The sequence below is a fragment of the Stenotrophomonas sp. STEN083 genome (assembly GCF_056759195.1).
Genome location: NZ_JBRRCU010000019.1, coordinates 32709 through 51691, shown reverse-complemented (window position 1 = coordinate 51691; position 18983 = coordinate 32709). Strand labels below are relative to the sequence as shown.

At 64.2% G+C, this 18983-nt stretch carries 6 protein-coding genes; all 6 read left to right on the top strand.

The genetic code is table 11. The features are described 5' to 3' along the window. Positions 1 to 322 precede the first annotated feature (322 nt). The 6 genes from purL (at position 323) to gspG (ending at position 18977) form a co-directional block, all read left to right on the top strand. Positions 323 to 4204, top strand: coding sequence for a phosphoribosylformylglycinamidine synthase (purL, locus tag ACVOK8_RS08170; RefSeq protein WP_481566400.1), 3882 nt, complete (start codon positions 323 to 325; stop codon positions 4202 to 4204). A gap of 802 nt (positions 4205 to 5006) precedes the next feature. Then, positions 5007 to 13382 carry an ESPR-type extended signal peptide-containing protein gene (locus ACVOK8_RS08165; RefSeq protein ID WP_481566399.1) on the top strand — a complete coding sequence of 2792 codons (8376 nt, stop codon included), beginning with the start codon at positions 5007 to 5009 and terminating at the stop codon, positions 13380 to 13382. A 154-nt stretch (positions 13383 to 13536) separates the two neighbouring features. Then, positions 13537 to 15420, top strand: a complete 1884-nt coding sequence (locus ACVOK8_RS08160) for a S8 family serine peptidase (protein ID WP_481566398.1) — start codon at positions 13537 to 13539, stop codon at positions 15418 to 15420. A gap of 123 nt (positions 15421 to 15543) precedes the next feature. Continuing rightward, complete coding sequence (gene gspE, locus ACVOK8_RS08155; protein ID WP_481566397.1) at positions 15544 to 17271, top strand: type II secretion system ATPase GspE; 1728 nt, start codon at positions 15544 to 15546, stop codon at positions 17269 to 17271. 31 nt (positions 17272 to 17302) lie between these two features. Then, positions 17303 to 18520 (top strand): type II secretion system protein XpsF, encoded by a 1218-nt coding sequence (gene xpsF, locus ACVOK8_RS08150; protein WP_481566396.1) that lies wholly within the window; start codon positions 17303 to 17305, stop codon positions 18518 to 18520. Between the two features lie 28 nt (positions 18521 to 18548). After that, entirely contained in the window at positions 18549 to 18977 is a 429-nt protein-coding gene (gene gspG, locus ACVOK8_RS08145; protein ID WP_481566395.1) for a type II secretion system major pseudopilin GspG, read from the top strand. Positions 18978 to 18983: the final 6 nt, after the last annotated feature.

Here is an 18983-nt window from a genome sequence, read left to right as displayed (position 1 = left end):
TCTCCTTCTGCGATTGGCGGGGGCTGTGCTGTGGTCGAGCGATGTTCTGGGGCACGCCTTCGGCGAGGCGGACGCGGTTGCGCCCGACCTTGCGGCGGCGGGAAATGCTTGCTGGGCCCGGATCTGGGCCGCTGAACCGACATGCTGGTGCCGGCAGATTGAGGATAACGTTGTCAGAATCAGCGGCGCGGTTTACCCCGCGCGGCAGACTGTCGGTGTGAACCGCGTCAAGCCTGAGGACTTCCTGTAGCCCAGGCGCTGAGGCTTGGGGCGGCCGAGTCCGGTACAATCGCGGGCCGATTCCCACCATGGTCTCCCGGACATGATCGTCCTCGAGGGCGCAGCTGCCCTTTCGCCGTTCCGCCGCGAACGTCTTGAATCCCGCCTGCAGTCCATTGCCGCCGATCTGCGCATCACCGGTGCCTGGCACGTCTATTTCACCCAGGCTGCCGATGCCGGCGCGGTCGACCAGACCACGCTGGGCCGCATCCTGCAGGGCCAGCCACAGGCCGCCGAGCGCGCCGATGGTGCGATCTCGCGCTATGTGGTGCCGCGCCTGGGCACGCTGTCACCGTGGTCGAGCAAGGCCACTGAGCTGGTGCGCGGTGCTGGTCTGCCGATCCAGCGCGTCGAGCGCGGTACCCGCATCGACCTGAGCGGCTGGCCGTCCGATCCGGCGCAACAGGCCGCACTGGCCAAGCTGCTGCACGATCCGATGACCCAGTCGCTGCTGGAAGACATCGGCCAGGCGCAGGCGCTGTTCAACAACGTCGGCCGCGGCAGCCTGGAGCGCATCGCCCTGAACGACCTGGAAGGTGCCAACAAGCGCCTCGGTCTGGCCTTGGCCGACGACGAAATCGATTACCTGCGCCAGCGTTACAGCGAACTCGGCCGTGATCCGTCCGACGTCGAACTGATGATGTTCGCGCAGGCCAATTCCGAGCATTGCCGGCACAAGATCTTCAATGCCAGCTGGACCATCGATGGCAACGAGCAGGAACGCTCGCTGTTCAAGATGATCAAGAACACCCACCAACAGACCCCGCAGCACACGCTCAGCGCGTACAGCGACAATGCCGCGGTGATCGAAGGCGAACCGGCCGCGCGTTATCGCCCGGACCCGGCCACCGGCAAGTACCGCAGCGAAGCCGTGGTGCCGAGCGCCTTCCAGATCAAGGTGGAAACGCATAACCACCCGACCGCGATCGCGCCGTTCCCGGGCGCTGCGACAGGCGCCGGTGGCGAAATCCGCGACGAAGGTGCGACTGGCCGCGGCGGCAAGCCCAAGGCTGGCCTGACCGGCTTCTCGGTCTCGCACCTGCGCATCCCGACCTTGCCGCAGCCGTGGGAGGCGCCGCGCGCGCTGAACCCGCGCATGGCACCGGCGCTGGACATCATGCTCGATGGCCCGCTGGGCGGCGCCGCGTTCAACAACGAGTTCGGCCGCCCGAACCTGCTCGGTTATTTCCGCAGCTTCGAGCTGCCGGAAGATGGCATCACCCGCGCCTACGACAAGCCGATCATGTTGGCCGGTGGCCTGGGCGCGATTGACCGCGTGCAGGTTGACAAGCTGCAGCTGCAGGCTGGCGACGCGGTGATCGTGCTCGGCGGCCCGGCCATGTTGATCGGCCTGGGTGGCGGCGCGGCCTCGTCGGTGGCTTCGGGCGAAAGCGCCGAAGACCTCGACTTCGCCAGCGTGCAGCGCGACAACCCGGAAATGGAACGCCGCTGCCAGGAAGTGATCGACCGTTGCGTGGCCATGGGCACGAACAACCCGATCAAGTTCTTCCATGACGTCGGCGCCGGTGGCCTGTCCAACGCCATTCCCGAACTGCTGCACGACTCCAACGTTGGTGGCGTGATCGACCTGGGCAAGGTGCCCACCGACGATCCCTCGCTGTCGCCGCTGGAACTGTGGTGCAACGAGTCGCAGGAACGTTATGTACTCGGCGTGGCGCAGGAGCGTCTGGCCGAGTTCGCCGCCATCTGCGCGCGCGAGCGCTGCCCGTTTGCCGCGGTCGGCGTTGCCACCAGCGAAGAACACCTTGTCGTGGCCTATGGCGCGACCCCGGGCAATACCCCGGCCGATGCCCCCATCGATCTGCCGATGGACGTGCTGTTCGGCAAGGCACCGAAGATGCACCGCGATGCCGTGCATCCGCCGGCACCGCGCTGGCCGTCGCTGAAGACCGCTGGCATTGATCTGCACGATGCCGGCCTGCGTGTGCTTGCACACCCGACCGTGGCCTCGAAGAGCTTCCTGGTCACCATCGGCGACCGCAGCGTGGGTGGCCTGACTGCGCGCGAGCAGATGATCGGCCCGTGGCAGCTGCCGATGTCGGACGTTGCGATCACCCTGGCTGGGTTTGACACCTACGCCGGTGAAGCGATGTCGCTGGGCGAGCGTACGCCGCTGGCATTGTTGAACGCCGCTGCATCGGCACGCATGGCGGTGGGTGAAGCCATCACCAACCTGTGCGCCGCACCGGTGACCGCGCTGGATACGGTCAAGCTGTCGGCGAACTGGATGGCCGCCTGCGGCCACAACGGCGAAGACGCGCTGCTGTACGACGCGGTCAAGGCCGTCGGCATGGAGCTGTGCCCGCAGCTGGATATCAGCATCCCGGTGGGCAAGGACTCGCTGTCGATGCAGGCGCAGTGGCAGGCCGATGGCCAGGCCGAGAAGTCGGTGTCGCCGGTATCGCTGGTGATCACCGCGTTCGCCCCGGTCAGCGATGCCCGCCAGCAGCTCACCCCGCTGCTCGACCGCGAAACCGAAAGCGAGTTGTGGTTGATTGGCCTGGGCGCTGGCAAGCAGCGTCTGGGCGGTTCGATCCTGGCGCAGACCCAGGCCGATCACAGCGCGCTCCCGGCATTTGCCGGTGACGTACCGGATCTGGACGACCCGCAGCGTCTGCGTGCGTTCTTTGAATTGATCTGCGATGCACGTGAGTCCGGCCTGTTGCTGGCCTACCACGACCGCAGCGACGGCGGCGCCTTTGCCGCACTGTGCGAAATGGCATTCGCCTCGCGCATGGGCCTGGACATCGTGCTCGATGCCTGGGGCGATGATCCGTTCCGCAGCCTGTTCAACGAAGAACTGGGCGCCGTGGTGCAGATTGCCAAGGAAGACCGCGCTGCGTTTGCAGACCTGGTCGAACGCCATGCGCTGACCGAATGTGCACAGCGCATCGCCCGTCCGACCACCGCACCGGTAGTGCGCGTGCAGCTGGCCGGCGACAGCGTGGTGGAATGGCGCTGGGAAGAATTGTTCGATGCCTGGTGGTCGGTGACCCACGCCATGCAGAAGCTGCGCGACAACCCGGATGCGGCCGATCAGGAGCGCGCGATTGCGCGCAACTTCAACGCACCGGGCCTGAAACCTAAGCTGGCGTTTGATCCGGCCGACGACGTCGCCGCACCGTTCATTGCCAGTGGCGCACGACCGAAGGTGGCGATCCTGCGCGAGCAGGGCGTCAACGGCCAGATCGAAATGGCCAACATCTTCGAGCGCGTTGGCTTTGACGCCTATGACGTGCACATGAGCGACCTGATCGAAGGCCGCGTGCAGCTGGGCGACTTCCGCGGCATCGCTGCCTGCGGTGGTTTCAGCTACGGTGACGTGCTGGGTGCAGGCCGCGGCTGGGCAACCTCCATCCTCGAGCGTCCGGCACTGCGTGAAGCCTTCGCGGCCTTCTTCGCCCGCCCGGATACCTTCGCGCTGGGCGTGTGCAACGGTTGCCAGATGATGAGCCAGCTCAAGGACATCATCCCCGGTGCCGAGCATTGGCCCAAGTTCCTGCGCAATGCTGGCGAGCAGTTCGAAGCACGTACCGCCTTGCTGGAAGTCGTCGAGTCGCCGTCGATCCTGCTGCGCGGCATGGCCGGCTCACGCCTGCCGGTTGCAGTAGCACACGGCGAAGGCCGCGCCGAGTTCGACAGCGCAGTGGACCAGGCAGCAGCCAGCATCGCGCTGCGTTACGTCGACGGTGATGGCCGCGTGGCCACCCAGTACCCGCTGAATCCGAACGGCTCGCCTGACGGTATCACCGGTCTGACCACCACCGATGGCCGCGTCACCATCCTGATGCCGCACCCGGAACGCACCCCGCGTACGGTCAACCTGAGCTGGGCGCCGAGCAGTTGGGGCGAGGATTCGCCATGGCTGCGGATGTTCCGCAACGCACGAGTGTGGTGCGGCTGAACAGGCAGAGCTGTGCAGTCCATTGACGTTTGAACAAGCCCGCAGGCCGACGCCTGCGGGCTTCTGCGTTGTGGGGGCTCGGATTCGTGTCCAGCTGCTCGGCTTTCCCCTGAAAGCAGAATCGCGGAGCGTTTCGCGAGCGGATGGATTGGAAGTGCCGCAAGGGCTGGCACTCCGCGCATTGAGGAGGCCATCGCATCTGTGTCCGCAGCGCTCCATCCGCTAAGTCCTCGATTAGCAGCTCAACCTTCTGTAAGAGAAGTCCGCCAGCAACCTGACGTCTTTGGCCGATCCATTTGCTCTGTTGCTGGCAGCTAGCGGCGCAACTTGCCTTGTTGCAATGCAACTGTTTCCCACTTTTAAGGAAGATGAATCCATTTGTTTAACGGACGCGTTGAAATCAGCTAGAAGCCCGCAGCCCAAGGCCTGCAGAAAGATTAACGCCTTCATCTTCCGGGTGGCTGAAGTTGGTGTCTCGGCGGGCAGTTGCGACTAGGCAACTGTTTCAGAAGTAATTTTTCTGAAGATCTCACCAAATTGAGAGATTTGTGGATTTCCTCACAAAATCTTTTTCAAAGCCAAATATTTGACGAATCATGAATCGTCGATTAAGACTCCATCCATCCCGTAGTCACCCGACAGGTATGGAGCAAGGGGGGTAGACCGCGACAGGCGTGAGCCTCACGTGCCCAGCTGTATCGGGACCGGGACCACAACACCACAGGGGGATCGTTGGGCACACCAGTCCAGCGATGGGGTTTTCTGCAAGCGAAAAAACCCGTCCACTTGAGGAGCAGCAGCGATGAACCGGATCTACCGCAAGGTATGGAACAAGGCATTGGGGCAGTTGGTGGTGGCGTCGGAGTTGGCATCGTCCAACTCGGCCGGTGTGGTCATGGATGAGCGGCATAGCGCCGGGTTGCGCCTGCAAGCCTTGTCGGTTGCCGTTGCGTTGGGTCTAGGAGCGGGTGTCTGGGTAACGGCGGCACAGGCACAGTCGGTGGCAGTGGGCGGCAACGCGCAGTGCATCGTGCTCGGCAGTGCGACCCTGGTGGATTGCGCCATCGCCAGCAGCGCCGATGCCTCGGGTACGAATGCAGTCGCCATTGGTGCTGGAACGGTGGCTTCGGCCGCAGGCAGCGTGGCACTGGGGGCTGGCTCCATTGCTGATCGCGCCAACACCGTATCGGTAGGTTCGGCTGGAAACGAGCGTCAGATCAGCAACGTCGCTGCCGGTACCGCCGGCACCGATGCGGTGAACCTCGATCAACTCAACGCGGCTGCAGATGGCGCGCTGTTGGCCGGACGCTACTTCAAGGCCAACGGTGCGGCCGATGGCAGCGATGATGCAGTGGCCAGCGGCGAAGGTGCGATGGCTGCCGGCGTCGGCTCGTTGGCAAGTGGCGTGGAAAGTACCGCGGTAGGTAGCTACAACGTGGCTGCAGGCGACTATTCCAGCGCAGTTGGTTACGTAAACACCGCCAACGGCGAGAACAGTTCGGCAGTCGGCAATTTCAACCAGGTTGATGGCGCCAACAGCAGTGCCTTCGGCTCCGGAAATCTTGTCGATGGTGCCAACGCGATTGCGCTGGGTAGCAACAGCATCGCCAGTGGAGACGGCAGTGTGGTGATCGGTGATGGTGCCTACGCGGCAGCCGATGATTCCAGTGCGGTCGGCTCCGGCAGTGTTGCCAGTGAGCTGGGCAGCACTGCGGTTGGTAGCGCGGCCGAAGCCACGGGTGCTTACGCAACCGCGCAGGGTAGCCAAGCGCTCGCCTCCGGGCAGCAGGCAACGGCCAACGGTTTCCGTGCCGATGCCAGTGGTCGCGGCACCACCGCGTTTGGTGCCTATAGCTCAGCCTCCGGCGACCTCGCTTCGGCCGTGGGTTACGGCGCAGATGCCAGTGGCGACTACGGTGTTGCGATGGGCCTGGGCGCTTCTGCGTCGGCGACCAGCACCACCGCCGTAGGCGAATCGGCTATCGCTTCAGGTGAAGAATCCACTGCGGTCGGCGGCACTACCTTTGGTGGCTTCATCAGCACCGAGGCGTCGGGCACTGGCGCGTCGGCATTCGGCAATGGCGCGTGGGCAGTAGGTGAGTACGCGACCGCGATCGGCTTCAACAGCTGGGCCGATGCTGACAACTCCACCGCGCTTGGCCAGAGCGCCACCGCGGCAGCGGTCAACAGCGTGGCCATCGGTGCCAATTCCTGGGCCGATCGCGAGAACAGCGTGTCGGTGGGTGATGTCGGCAGCGAACGGCAGATCACCAATGTCGCTGCCGGCACCGAAGACACCGACGCGGTAAACAAATCGCAGTTGGATGAAGTCGCAGCGGTTGCAGAAAACACCAGCAAATACTTCACCGCAACGGGCAGCGTCGACAGTGATGCCGGTGCCTATGCGGAAGGCGACGCAGCGACGGCGGCGGGTGAAGCCAGCAATGCGATCGGCAATGGCGCATCGGCCTACGGCAACGGCGCCAACGCTGTTGCCAACGGTGCAACCGCTGTTGGCATGAACGCCTTGGCCACTGGCCAGAACAGTGCCGCGTTCGGCCAGAACGCCGAGGCCACCGGTCCGGCAGCTGTCGCCGTGGGCGGCAATGCAGTGGACGCCGATGGCAATCCCTTGATCACCTTTGGCGGACAGCCGGTAACGACGGGGGCAACCAGCGCTGGTCTCGGCGGTACCGCTCTTGGTGCCAGCGCCAGCGCGGAGGGCTTCGCCGCCACCGCCGCCGGTCTTGGCGCCTTCGCGCAGGGCGCGCAGTCCTCCGCATTTGGTGCGGTAGCCAATGCAACCGGCGACTACAGCACGTCGGTAGGTAGCCAGAGTGCGGCTTCGGGCACCAGCAGCGTCGCGGTCGGTGGCCCGATCGATCTCATTCCGGGGCTGGGCTTCTTCGTTGATACACAGGCCAGTGGTGAAGCGTCCACGGCGCTGGGCGCTGGCGCGATTGCCTCAGGCGATTACGCGCTGGCATCAGGCGCATTGAGCGAAGCTGCAGGAGCTGAGAGCACCGCTGTCGGCTACTTTGCGTATGCGGCTGGCGACAACGCCAGTGCGCTGGGGGCCGAGAGTTGGGCCAGCGGCGTCAACAGCACGGCCGTAGGCTTTTACAGCACCAGCCTTGGCGCAGACAGCACCGCGCTGGGCGCAAACGCCACCGCCATCGCGACCGCCACCAATAGTGTTGCCTTGGGTGCGAACTCGCTGGCAGATCGTGCCAACAGCGTGTCGGTTGGTGCCGCAGGCGCCGAGCGGCAGATCACCAATGTTGCTGCAGGTACCGAAGGCAGCGATGCGGTCAATGTCGACCAGCTCGCTGCCGTCGCTGATGGCGCGGAGTTGACTGCGCGCTACTTCAAGGCCAACGGCGCAGCCGATGGCAGTGACGACGCGGTGGCAAGCGGCGATGGTGCAACCGCCGCCGGTGTGGGTTCGCTGGCCAGCGGTGTGCAGAGCACTGCGGTCGGCAGCTACAACGTCGCTGCTGGGGACTATTCCAGCGCGGTCGGTTACGTGAACACCGCCAATGGCATGAACAGCTCGGCGGTAGGTAACTTCAACCAGGTGGATGGCGAGAACAGCAGTGCGTTCGGCATGGCCAATCTGGTCGATGGTGCCAATGCAATCGCCTTGGGCAGCAATAGTGTCGCCAGCGGTGACGGCAGCGTGGTGATCGGCGATGGCGCCTTGGCTGATGCAGACGATGCAGTTGCGATTGGCTCCGGAAGTGTCGCCAGTGGCGATAGCAGCAGCGCCGTGGGTGCGGGTGCAGAGGCCTCGGGCGCATTTGCTACGGCGCAGGGTGCGCAGGCGGTCGCGTCCGGTCAGCAGGCACTGGCCAACGGCTTCCGTGCCGAGGCCAGTGGCCGCGGCACCACGGCGGTTGGCAGCTATGCCGCCGCCTCCGGTGACCTCGCCTCGGCGGTGGGGTATGGCGCGCAGGCCACTGGTGATTACGGCGTTGCGATGGGTCTGGCTGCAGAGGCATCCGGCGCCAGTACCACCGCAGTGGGTGAATCGGCGATTGCATCGGGCGAGGAGTCGACCGCAGTTGGCGGTACCACCTACGGCGGCTTGATCAGCACCGAGGCCTCCGGCACCGGCGCTGCGGCATTCGGCAATGGCGCCTGGGCCTTGGGTGAATATGCAACTGCAATTGGTTTCAACAGCTGGGCCGATGCGGACAATTCCACCGCACTGGGCCAGAGCGCGGTGGCCGAGGCGGTCAACAGTGTCGCCATCGGCGCCAACTCCTGGGCCGATCGTGAGAACAGTGTGTCGGTGGGTGATGTAGGCAGCGAACGTCAGATCACCAATGTCGCCGCGGGTACCGAAGGCACCGATGCGGTCAACAAGAACCAGCTGGATGAAGTGGCTGCCGTGGCTGGAAACACCAGCAAGTACTTCACTGCCACCGGCAGCGCCGACAGCGATGCCGGCGCCTATGCAGAGGGCGACAACGCCACGGCCGCCGGTGAAGCCACCAATGCGATCGGCAATGGCGCATCGGCCTTCGGCAGCGGCGCCAATGCTGTGGCTGATGGCGCAACCGCGGTCGGCATGAATGCTTTGGCCAGCGGCCAGAACGCCGCCGCGTTCGGCCAGAACGCGCAGGCGATGGGTCCGGGTGCGGTGGCCGTGGGTGGCAATGCGGTGGACGCGAATGGTGATCCGCTGATCAATGTGGGCGGTGCGCCGGTGCAGACCGGTGCCACCAGTGCAGGTGTCGGCGGAACCGCGCTGGGTGCCAGTGCCAATGCCGAAGGTTTCGCCGCCACCGCAACCGGCGTCGGTGCCTACGCCAAGGGCGATCAGTCCGCCGCAAGTGGTGCGGTGGCCAACGCGCTCGGCAATTACAGCACCGCGACCGGCTCGCAGAGCTATGCCGAAGGCGTTGGCACCACGGCAGTTGGTTACAACGCAGCTGCGTATGAAGACGGCAACGTCGCCGTCGGTCGCAATGCGTCGGCCCTGGGCGAAGGCAGTCTGGCGATCGGTGATGGTGCCGAAACCGGCTTTGGTTTGTTCGGTATCGGCGCGACCAATTCGGTAGCGATCGGCAGCGGCAGCTGGGCCTTCGGTGATGATGCAACTGCTGTCGGTGCCAATGCCTGGGCTTTCGGTCAGCAGAGCACGGCGATTGGCACGGGAGCGGAAGCCGGTGCCACCAACTCGGTGGCGCTGGGTGCAGGTTCGATTGCCGGCCGCGACAACACGGTTTCGGTAGGTGATGTGGGTGCCGAACGGCAGATCACCAATGTGGCTGCTGGTACCGAAGGCACCGATGCGGTCAATCTGGATCAGCTCAATACCGCAGCCGAAGGAGCACTGCTGGCCGGGCGTTACTTCAAGGCAAACGGCGCAGCCGACGGCAGTGACGATGCGGTCGCCAGCGGTAACGGCGCAACCGCCGCTGGTGTTGGATCGGAGGCTTCCGGTGCACAGAGCACCGCAGTGGGCAGCTACAACGTCGCCGCCGGTGATTACTCCAGCGCCGTCGGCTATGTGAATACTGCCAACGGCAGCAACAGCTCGGCGTTCGGTAACTTCAACCAGGTGGACGGCGCCAACAGCAGCGCGTTCGGCTTCGCCAATCTGGTTGATGGCGATAATGCGATTGCATTGGGTAGCAACAGCGTGGCCAGCGGTGAAAGCGCCATCGTGGTCGGCAACGGCGCCTATGCCTTGGCCAGCGGTGCGGCAGCAATCGGCATGAATGCAGTAGCCAGCGGTCAGAACGCAGCGGCCTTCGGCCAGAACGCACAGGCCACCGGCCCGGGCGCGGTGGCAGTGGGTGGTAACGCTGTAGACGAAAACGGCGATCCGTTGATCACCTCCAATGGCCAGCCGGTACAGACCGGTGCCACCAGTGCCGGTGTCGGTGGCACCGCACTAGGTGCCAGTGCCAATGCCGCAGGCTTCGCCGCCACCGCAACCGGTGTCGGCGCATGGGCGCAAGGTGATCAGTCCACCGCCAGTGGTGCGGTTGCCAATGCGGTTGGCGACTTCAGTACCGCCACTGGTTCGCAATCGTATGCGGAAGGTGCAGGCACCACCGCCGTCGGCTACAACGCGGCCGCTTATGAGGATGGCAATGTTGCCGTCGGCCGCAACGCTTCTGCATTGGGTGAGGGCAGCCTGGCGATTGGTGATGGTGCTGAAACGGGTTTCGGCTTGTTCGGTATAGGTGCAACCAATGCCGTCGCCATTGGCAGCGGCAGCTGGGCCTTCGGTGACGATGCAACCGCGGTTGGTGCCAATGCCTGGGCCTTCGGTCAGCAGAGCACGGCGATTGGCACGGGAGCGGAAGCCGGTGCCACCAACTCGGTGGCGCTGGGTGCAGGTTCGATTGCCAGCCGCGACAACACGGTGTCGGTAGGTGATGTGGGTGCCGAACGGCAGATCACCAACGTGGCAGCGGGCACTGAAGGTACCGATGCGGTCAACAAGGACCAGCTTGATGAAGTGGCTGCGGTAGCCGCGGAAGGACAGACCACAGCCAAGTATTTCAAGGCTACCGGTAGCGCCGACAGCGATGCAGGTGCCTACGCGGAAGGTGACAACGCAACTGCATCCGGTGAAGCGACCAATGCCATCGGGAATGGCGCATCGGCCTTCGGTAGTGGTGCCAATGCGCTGGCTGATGGTGCTACCGCAGTCGGCATGAATGCCTTGGCCAGCGGCCAGAACGCGGCCGCGTTCGGCCAGAACGCGCAGGCAATGGGGCCTGGTGCGGTAGCCGTGGGCGGCAATGCGGTGGATGCGAATGGTGATCCGTTGATCAACGTGGGTGGTGAGCCGGTGCAGACCGGTGCCACCAGCGCGGGTGTTGGCGGTACCGCACTCGGCGCCAGTGCCAATGCCGAAGGCTTTGCGGCAACGGCAACCGGTGTTGGTGCCTATGCCAAGGGCGATCAGTCCACCGCCAGCGGTGCGGTGGCCAATGCACTGGGCAACTACAGCACCGCTACCGGCTCGCAGAGTTATGCCGAAGGTGCGGGCACCACCGCGGTCGGCTACAACGCAGCCGCGTATGAAGACGGCAACGTTGCGGTCGGTCGCAATGCCTCAGCTCTTGGCGAGGGTAGTCTGGCGATTGGTGATGGTGCCGAGACCGGCTTTGGCTTCTTCGGCATCGGCGCGACCAATGCGGTAGCCATTGGCAGCGGCAGCTGGGCGTTTGGCGACGACGCAACTGCAGTCGGTGCCAATGCCTGGGCAGTTGGCCAACGCACCACCGCAATTGGCATGGGCAGTGAGGCCAGTGGTGAGAACGCGGTGGCCTTGGGTGCCGGTTCGGTGGCCAGTCGTGATAACGCGGTGTCGATTGGCGATGTAGGCGCAGAGCGTCAGATCACCAACGTCGCTGCTGGTACCGAGGCAACCGACGCGGTCAACAAGTCGCAGCTGGATGCCGTGGCAGGCGTTGCCGGGGAAACCAACAAGTACTTCCGCGCGACCGGCGATGGCGTAGCTACCGCCAGTGGTACCAATGCGGTCGCTTCGGGCTCGGCTGCACTTGCCAGTGCCGAGCGCAGTACCGCGCTGGGCGCTTCCAGCACCGCCAGTGCGAATGGGGCAACGGCGGTGGGTGCGGATGCCGCAGCGAAGGCCAGCAACAGCACCGCACTCGGCCGGCAGACCTCGATCACCGCAGTCAACGGCGTCGCCATCGGTTACGGCGCGTTTGCCAGCAACGGTGTCAACAGCGTTGCTATCGGTGCAGGTGCCGGCGTCTCTGGTGCCAACTCGGTGGCATTGGGCGCAGGCTCGCGTGCGGTGGAAGCCAATGTGGTGTCGGTGGGCGGTGGCAACGGGACCAATGGACCGGCAACCCGTCGCATCGTCAATGTCGGTGCTGGGCGTATCGCCGAAGGCAGCAGCGATGCGGTGACCGGCGGCCAACTGCATGTCACCAACCAGCGCGTCGGTGCGGTGGAAACCCGCGTTACCGACATTGATGGGCGCATCGGCACCATCGAAGGCGTAACTGCCAATGCGGTGACCTACGACGATGCCAGCCGCGACAAGCTGACCCTTGCAGGAGTCCAGGGAACCACGCTGGATAACGTGGCAGCCGGTGCCATCGCCGCTGGCAGCATGCAGGCCATTAACGGCGGGCAGCTGTTCCAGTCGCTGGGCAATATGGCCAGCTTCTTAGGTGGCGGTGCCGGAGTGGGTATGCAGGGCATGTTTGTAGCCCCGACCTATGTCATCCAGGGGGCCAGCTACAACAACGTGGGTGCAGCGTTGTCGGCGCTTGATGGCCAGGTTACTTCCCTCAATAACCGTATCGCCAGCAATGGGAACGGGCACGGCAATGGAAACGGAAACGGAAACGGCCATGGAAATGGCAACGGCAATGGCAATGGCAATGGCAATGGCAATGGTCCGCGCGGAGAGACCGCTACACCGGCTGGTAGCAGTGGCGTAGCGTTGGGCGAACAGGCCAAGGCCAACAACGTCGCGGGTAGTGCCATCGGCAATAACAGCTATGCACATGGCCCGAACGACACCGCGATAGGCAGCAACTCACGGGTCAATGCCGACGGCAGCACCGCGGTAGGTGCCAATACCAACATCGCTGCGGCGGCCACCAACGCGGTGGCGATGGGCGAAGGAGCTACCGTAAGTGTTGCCTCGGGTACGGCGATTGGCCAGGGCTCCAGCGTCACTGCAACCGGTGCCGTTGCCTTGGGGCAAGGGTCGATTGCTGATCGTGCCAACACGGTGTCGGTCGGTAGCGGCGGCCATGAGCGACAGGTCACCAACGTTGCCGCTGGCACGCAGGCGACCGATGCGGTCAACAAGGCGCAGCTGGATAGCGGCATCACCGCCGCCAATACCTATACCGACACCAAGTTCAGCAGCATGGCCGACAGCTTCGACATCTTCCGTGGCGATATCGACAAGCGCTTGCGCCACGTCGACCGTCGTCTGGATCGTCAAGGCGCGATGAGCGCGGCCATGTTGAACATGGCTACCAGTGCTGCGGGCGTGCGCACGCAGAACCGGGTCGGTGTCGGTGTCGGCTACCAGGGCGGCGAATCGGCACTGTCCGTGGGCTACCAGCGTGCCATCAGTGATCGCGCCACCGTCACCTTTGGTGGTGCCTTCACCAGTGACGACAGCTCGGTGGGTGTTGGTGCCGGCTTCGGCTGGTAAGCGGTTTGGTCTTGCCCCCGCCTGCTGCGGCGGGGGCTTCCAGGTTCATCGCCAGGAGCGGTGCTGCCCCCGCAGTGCGGCTGTTGCGGGCCAGGACGGCAAAGCGATGCAGCGTTGAGTTCCATCCCTGTTCTATCAAGACGAGAGATCCGACATGAAGAAGAAGACCCAGCTTGGTTTGGCGATTGCCGGTGCCGTACTGATGGCTTCGATCGGCGTGCCTGCCGCATCTGCTGCCGGAATTGGACCTGCGAAGACAATAGGCTTGAGTTCGTCCACGGTGGACAGCAGCGGTGGCTATCGGTTCGTGGTGAAGTACCGCGCCGGCAGCAGCGAATTGCGTGATGCGGCGACGCTCAACCGTGGCCTTGGCGCAGCGGCATCGCGCGCCGGCCTGGATCGTGCCGTGGCCAAGACCTCGCGTGCTGCGGCCCAGCCCGCGGTCCAAGCCGCGCTGCTGCGCCGCATGGGTGCGCCGGGGTGGAGCGTGGTCAAGACCTCGCGCGCCCTCAATGCACAGGAAGCGGCGAACTTCGTCCGTGAGCTCAAGGCCAATCCAGCCGTTGAACGTGCCGACATCGATCGCATGTACCAGCGCATGGTGGATGTCGCGCCGGCAATGGTTCCGACTGACCCCAACTACGCCCAGTACCAGTGGAATTTCTTCAATCCCAGCACCGGTGTGCGAGCGCCGCAGGCCTGGGATCTGTCGCAGGGCGAAGGCGTGGTGGTGGCGGTGATCGATACCGGCATCACCCAGGGCAATCCGGACCTGCAGAACAACGTCATTCCCGGCTACGACATGATCAGCGACAAGCGTGTCTCGCGCCGCGACAGCGACGGGCGTGTAGCGGGTGGTTGGGATATCGGCGACTGGGTGGAAGCCAACTACTGCACCGGCTGGGCGACCGGCGGCTCACATGCGGCCGATGTCAGTTCCTGGCACGGCAGTCACGTCTCCGGTACCGTCGCCCAGGAGACCAACAACGGCCGTGGTCTGGCCGGCCTCGCCTACAAAGCCAAAGTGATGCCGATACGCGTGCTGGGTTCCTGCGGCGGCTTCGGCAGTGATATCGCCGACGGCATTGTCTGGGCCGCAGGCGGCGAGGTGCCGGGGCTGCCGCTCAACACCAATCCTGCCGAAGTCATCAACATGAGCCTGGGCAGTGTATCGCCCGCTACATGCCCGACCGAGTACCAGGAAGCCATCGATCTTGCCAACAGCAAGGGTGCCATCGTGGTGGTTGCGGCGGGCAACGACAATGCCAACGCTGCCAGCTACACCATGTCTTCCTGCAACAACGTGATCAGCGTCGGCGCCACCGGTATTACTGGTGCTCGTGCCTACTACTCCAACTACGGTGCACGCGTGGATCTGTCGGCGCCGGGCGGCGGCGGCTCGGTCGACGGCAACCCGAACGGCTATATCTGGCAGGTGATGAACGGCGGAGAGAAAGGGCCGGAGCCGAGCAACTGGATTCTTGGCGGCATGGGCGGCACCTCGATGGCATCGCCGCATGTGGCCGCTGCTGTGGCGATGGTGCAGAGCGTGGTGGACACGCCGTTGACCCTGAACCAGATGCGTGACCTGCTGAAGACGACCGCCACGCCGTTCCCAGTGGCGATCCCAGCCAGTACCCCGATCGGCGCCGGCATCCTCAACATCAACGCCGCATTGGTAAAGGCGACCACGCCGCCATGTGATCCCAACGTGGAGCAATGCGGTCCGGACGCGACACCTTTGGTCAACAAGGTCGCCGTGACAGGTCTTGCCGGCAGCAGCGGCAGTGAGGCGGTTTACAGCTTCCAGGCCGAGGCCGGCAAGGTGCTGAGCTTCATGACCTACGGCGGCAGCGGCGATGTGTCGGTGTATGTCCGCTACGACGCGGTGGCGAGCAGCACCGCATTCGACGCCAAATCGACCCGTGCTGGTAACAGCGAAACGGTGCGCTTCAACGCGCCGCAGGCCGGGACCTATTACGTCACCCTGGTGGGGGCGAGCTCCTACAGTGGCGTGAGTCTGGTTGCCCGCCAGTAATTCTGACGTTTGCGTCAGCTTGGAACCCCGGCATTGCCGGGGTTCTTTTTGCGTGGAATGCGGATTCATGTGCACGACCTGCGGGTATGAACTGCTAAAGTTCGGCCAACCCAGGAGGATTGCGTGAACGCGGTAGCCCACGACGCCCAACTTGCGCCATCGCCTGCCGACCGCATCGTCACCGAATTGCTGGCGCAAGGCCGGTTGAAAGAGGCTGACCTGCAGCGTGCCCGCCAGCTGCAGCGTGAATCCGGCGGCGACCTGCTGGTATTGCTGGCGCGGCTGGGGCTGGTGTCCGAGCGCGACCATGCTGAAGTCTGTGCCAAGGTATTGGGGCTGCGACTGCTGGCCGCCCGCGAGCTGCCAGAACACCCCCCGGAATTGGTGGAAGATGCCGAGCCGGTGCCGCTGCGTTTCCTCAAACAGTTCCTGGTGCTGCCGCTGGGCGAGCAGCGTGGCCGTATCCTGTTGTGGATGGCCGATCCACAGGACCGCTACGCAATCGATGCGATCGGCTTGGCTACCGGTTGCGAAGTTGCACCCGTAGTCGGCGTGCGCAGTGAAGTGGATGAGTTGATCGAGCGCTGGTACGGACAGGGACGTACCGCGATGGGCACCATTCTGGAAACCACCGATGGCGAGCTTGCGCCGCTGGACGACATCGAGCACCTGCGCGACCTGGCCTCCGAAGCGCCGGTCATCCGCTTGGTCAATCTGTTGATCCAGCGTGCGGTGGAACTGCGCGCATCGGACATCCACGTCGAGCCGTTCGAGAACCGCTTGAAGGTGCGTTATCGGGTTGATGGCGTACTGGTCGATGGCGAAAGCCCACCAGTCAATCTCACCGCGGCAGTGATCAGCCGTATCAAGATCATGGCCAAGCTGAATATCGCCGAGCGCCGCCTGCCGCAGGATGGTCGCATCATGCTGCGCGTACAGGGCAAGGAGCTGGACCTGCGCGTGAGCACCATGCCAACCGCGCACGGCGAAAGCGTGGTGATGCGTCTGCTCGACCGCGAAGCGGTGGTGTTTGATTTCCAGCGACTGGGCTTCAGCGAGGACTTCCTCCCGCAGTTCCGCAAGGTGTTGGAGCAACCGCACGGCATCCTGCTGGTCACCGGCCCAACCGGCTCGGGCAAGACCACCACGCTGTACACCGCGTTGAACCAGCTCAATACCGACAAGGTCAAGATCATCACCGTCGAAGACCCGGTGGAGTATCAGCTGGAAGGCATCAATCAGATCCAGGCCAAGCCGCAGATCGGGCTGGATTTTGCCAACGCCCTGCGTAGCATCGTGCGCCAGGACCCGGACATCATCATGATCGGCGAAATGCGCGATCTGGAAACCGCACGCATCGCCATCCAGTCCGCACTGACCGGCCATCTGGTGCTGTCCACCCTGCATACCAACAACGCCGCCGGCGGCATCACCCGTCTGCTGGACATGGGCGTGGAGGACTACCTGCTCACTTCCACCATCAACGGCATCCTCGCCCAGCGTCTGGTGCGCAGGTTGGAGCCGACCCATGCGCAGCGCTACCGTGCATCTGACGAGGAAGTGGAGCGCTTCGGCCTGCGCCGCTTCCAGTTGCAGGGCGATATCCATCTATACCGCGCACAGCCATCGGCACTGGCACCGACCGGTTACCTGGGCCGCACCACCATCGTCGAGTTCCTGGTGATGGACGATGCCTTGCGCAACGCAGTGATGCGCAAGGCCGGCATGGGCGAGATCGAGCAGCTCGCGCGCAAGGCTGGCATGCGTACCATGTACGAAGACGGCATCGGCAAGGCCCTGCGCGGTGAGACCACGCTGGAAGAAGTGCTGCGGGTGACGGAGGACGCATGAGCCATAGCGTTTACCAGGAGCTGCGCTACTGATGCCGCGTTACCGTTACAAGGCACTGGATGCCCGTGGCGACCTGCTCGAAGGGCAGATGGATGCGGCCAGCGAAGGCGAGGTGATCGCGCGCCTGCAGGAGCAGGGCCATCTGCCGGTGGAAGCCAAGCCGGCAACCGGCTCTGCATTCGAGGGCGGCGGTTGGAAACAATGGCGGCAACGTCCGTTTGCTGGCGCCACGCTGGTGCAGTTCACCCAGCAGCTGGCAACGCTGTTGAGCGCCGGGCAGCCCTTGGACCGGGCCTTGTCGATCCTGATGGAAACACCGGAAGACCAGCGCTCGCAACGGGTGATTGCCGACATCCGCGACAGCGTGCGCGGCGGCGCACCACTGTCGCAAGCACTGGAGCGGCAGCACGGCCTGTTCTCGCGGCTATACGTGAACATGGTGCGCGCGGGCGAGGCTGGCGGCAGCCTGCACGAAACCCTGCAGCGCCTGGCCGATTATCTGGAGCGCAGCCAGGAATTGAAGGGGCGTGTCATCAACGCCCTGATCTATCCGGCGATCCTGCTGGTGGTGGTAGGTCTGGCCCTGTTGTTCCTGCTTGGCTATGTGGTGCCGCAGTTTTCGCTGATGTACCAAAGCCTCGATGTGACCCTGCCGTGGTTCACCCAAGTTGTGCTGGAAGTCGGCCTGCTGGTGCGTAAAGGCTGGCTGGTTTTCATCGTGGTGCCGGCGCTGTTGCTGCTGTGGGTGGAACGCAAGCGGCGTGACCCGGTATTCCGTCTGGGCTTTGATACCTGGTTGTTGAAGCGGCAGATGATTGGCGGACTGGTTGCCAAACTGGAGAGCGCACGGCTTGCGCGCACGCTTGGCACCTTGCTGCGCAACGGCGTGCCGCTGTTGGCTGGGCTGGGCATTGCCCGCAACGTGCTCGGCAACCGCGCCCTGGTCGCTGATGTGAGTGAAGCCGCCGAGGCAGTGAAGAACGGTGCTGGGCTGGCTTCGTCGCTGGGGCGCAACGGGCGCTTTCCGCGCCTGGCCCTGCAGATGATCCAGGTCGGCGAAGAGTCCGGCACGCTGGAAAGCATGCTGCTCAAGACTGCCGATACGTTTGAGCAGGAGACTGCCCGCGCCATCGACCGCATGTTGGCGGCGCTGGTGCCGGTGATCACCTTGTTGTTGGCGTCGGTGGTGGGCATGGTCATCATCGCGGTGCTGGTGCCGCTGTATGACCTGACCAACGCCATCGGCTAACCCCTGTTTTTCGCGAAAGGATGAAGAAATGAGGCGAGCCCTGAAACAACCGATGTCACGCGCACGCCAGGCCGGCATGAGCCTGTTGGAAATCATCATCGTCATCGTGCTGATTGGTGCGGTGCTGACCCTGGTCGGCAGTCGCGTGCTGGGCGGCGCCGATCGTGGCAAGGCCAATCTCGGCAAGACCCAGATCCAGACTCTGGCGAGCAAGGTGGAGAACTACAAACTCGACACCGGCCGTTTGCCAAGCAAACTGGAGGATCTGTCGACTCAGCCCGCCGGTGTGGCTGGCTGGCTGGGCCCGTATTCCAAACCGGCCGAGTTCAATGACCCATGGGGTAATCCCGTGCAGTACCGGGTGCCGGGCGAGGGACGTCCGTTTGATCTGATCAGCCTGGGCGCCGACGGTCAGCCCGGCGGCGAAAGCTATAACGCCGATATCCGCTACGAATAAGCTGTG